This is a genomic window from Streptomyces sp. NPDC096311 (assembly GCF_044763085.1).
Classification (GTDB): Bacteria; Actinomycetota; Actinomycetes; order Streptomycetales; family Streptomycetaceae; genus Streptomyces.
Genome location: NZ_JBIWFN010000065.1, coordinates 1 through 2,775 on the forward strand (window position 1 = coordinate 1; position 2,775 = coordinate 2,775).

At 72.0% G+C, this 2,775-nt stretch carries 2 protein-coding genes and 1 pseudogene; all 3 read right to left on the reverse strand.

Annotated elements, in window-relative coordinates; translation table 11 throughout:
- A pseudogene (locus ACIRA5_RS53580) lies at positions 1 to 1,045 on the reverse strand (1,4-alpha-glucan branching enzyme); the annotation flags it as partial.
- 36 nt (positions 1,046 to 1,081) lie between these two features.
- Complete coding sequence (locus ACIRA5_RS53585; protein WP_403705995.1) at positions 1,082 to 2,545, reverse strand: maltokinase; 1,464 nt, start codon at positions 2,543 to 2,545, stop codon at positions 1,082 to 1,084.
- 120 nt (positions 2,546 to 2,665) lie between these two features.
- A partial coding sequence (locus ACIRA5_RS53590) for an alpha-glucosidase C-terminal domain-containing protein (protein WP_403705998.1) occupies positions 2,666 to 2,775 on the reverse strand: 110 nt, incomplete at its 5' end.

Below are 2,775 nucleotides of genomic sequence, written 5' to 3' on the forward strand. Positions count from 1 at the left end.
ACGAGGGGAGGTGGACCTCGTAGACGGACAGCGGTGCCTCGTGCACCGGACGGGCACCCCGCCCCGCCATCCACTCCTCGTCCGTCCACACATGGTGCGAGACGTGCACGATCGACGATGTGCGCGGCGGGACCTCGGTGCGCCGGGCCATCGGGTCGGCCCGCAGGGTGCGGGACCCGTCCGGGCGGGTGATCTCGAACTTGTAGAGCTCGCCCTCGCCGATCGCCGGCACGAACAGCTCCCACACCCCGGAGGAGCCGAGCGACCGCATCGGGAACCCGGTGCCGTCCCAGAAGTTGAAGGTGCCGGCGAGCCGCACCCCGCGTGCGTTCGGCGCCCAGACCGTGAAGCGGGTGCCGGTCACCCCCTGGTGCACCATCGGCTCCGCACCCAGGGCGCGCCACAGCTCCTCGTGGCGTCCCTCGCCGAGCAGATGGAGATCGAACTCCCCGAGCGCGGGCAGGAAGCGGTACGCGTCCTCGGTGTCCTGAACCGTCCCCTCGTACGCGACGAGCAGCCGGTACGCCTCCGGGACCGCGCGCAGCGGCACCAGCGCCGAGAAGAATCCGTCCCCGTCGTCGTGCAGCTCGGCCCGCAGGTCGTCCGTCACGACGGTCACCCCGAGCGCGTACGGACGGAAGGCCAGGAAGGCCACGCCGCCGGGCACCGGATGGGCGCCGAGCACCCCGTGCGGATCGTGGTGCGTGCCGGAGAGCAGCCGCTCGCGGTCACCGGGTTCGACTCCGGCGAAGACGGGAGCGCTGTCGACGACGGCGGGCTCGCGAACCCCGGCCACGGGCTCGGCGCCCTTCGGTTCGGCAGCGCGCGGTTCGGGAACCCTGGCCCCGGCCCCCTTCTTCGCGACCTTGGAGACCGCCGAGACCTTCGCATCCTTCGCGGCCTTGCTCCCGGCAGGCTTCTGAGCGGCGGCCTTCTTGACGGCAGCCTTCTTGACCGTCGTCTTCTCGGCCGTCGCTTTCTTCACCGCCGTCTTCTTGGCACCGTTCTTCTTCGGACTGTCGTCGGACGGGGGGCGGGGCGTCACGGGCAGGGCCTCCTCGGCGGGGTGAGGTGGGGAAGGTCAGGGGGATGCGGCGAGTCGGCGTATCGCCGCCATCGGCACCGGCAGCCAGTCGGGCCGGTGCCGGGCCTCGTACAGGACTTCGTAGATCGCCTTGTCGGTCTCATAAGCGCGCAGGAGTACGGGATCGGCGCGCGGGTCGCGGCCGGCGACCTCCGCGTAGCCGGCGCAGTACGCGGCCCGGCAGAGGTCGGTCCAGTCGGGCATCGCCGGGACGGCTCCCGCTCGTGCGGAGCCTGGGGCCCCGGGGACGGCGTGGGCCGCGTAGTCGAAGGAGCGGAGCATCCCCGCTATGTCCCGCAGGGGCGGCTGGGGCATGCGGCGCTCGGCGAGCGGTTTCGAGGGCTCGCCCTCGAAGTCTATGAGCGACCACTCCCCGGAGGGCGCGCGCAGGCACTGGCCGAGGTGCAGATCCCCGTGTATGCGCTGGGCGGTCCAGGTCTGCCCCTCGGTGGCCAGGTCGGCCAGCGCCTCGAAGGCGGTGCGCAGACCGGCGGCGTACGGTCGCAGCGCGGGCACCGCCTGCGCTGCCGCGGCCAGCCGCTCGGTCATGCCACCGACGAGCAGTTCCATCTGCACGTGCCCCAGCGTGACCGTGGGCAGGGCCCGGGCGAGGGCTGTGTGCACCTCGGCGGTGGCCCGGCCCAGCGCCCGCGCCTCCCCGGTGAAGTCCTCGCCGCCGCGACAGCCGTCCTCGGCCGGCTCGCTCTGTTTGGCCAGTTCGCTCAGCGCCAGCTCCCAGCCGTCCACCGCGCCCTGGACATAGGGTTGCAGCACCCCCAGGACGTACGTCTCCTCGTCCAGGTCGGCGGCCATCCACGCCGTCGGTGCCGGCACCCGTGGGCAGCCCTCCCGGGCGAGCGTCAGTGGCAGCTCCAGATCGGGGTTCACCCCCGGGACGATGCGGCGCAACAGCTTCAGGATGAACGTATCTCCGAAGACCAGGGACGAGTTGGACTGTTCCGCGGTGATCAGGCGCGGTATCAGATCGCCCCGTATCTCCTGGCGTCGGTCCCGTTCGAAGCGCAGCTCGCCGATGCGGGCCCGGGTGCGCAGGGCCTCCAGGAGTACGTCGGCGGGGCGCGGGTCGTGCAGTGCCTCGTAGACCGTGTGCCCCGCCAGCGGTCCCTCCTCCACGTGTCCGATCAGCGCGGGCGCGAGGTGCGGCGGGAGTGCCTCGCGTACGCCGATGAGCAGTTGGTAGCAGTCGCCGGGCTGGGTGCCGGCTCCCTGGGCGGGGGTGAGCGGCTGGTGCGCCCGGACCAGCAGGTGGAGCAGGCCGAGCTGAGCCGTCACGGGCAGCAGTTCATTGGCCGTCACCAGGGAGAACCCGGTCACCGGACGCCCCTTGCCCGCGAACCAGCGCTGCCGTGGCAGCCATTCCCGTAGGAGCGGATCGAGCGACGCGAGTAACTCGGGGCGTGCGACGGGGGCCGTGACAGAGTGGATTGCGGCTTCCGACATGACGTCGCGTCCTTTCCCCAGGGGCCCGGAGACCGGGCGAGTCGGGGTGTTACTGATGCGTGCCCAGGGCGGGACGGAGGAAACCGCCCCGCCGACCGGGTTCTGGAGTCTGTCCTTGGATCAGGCGGCGTCCTTGCGCAGCCGGAACCAGTAGAAGCCGTGGCCCGCGAGGGTGAGCAGGTACGGCAGCTCTCCGATGGCCGGGAATCGCACCCCGCCGATGAGTTCGA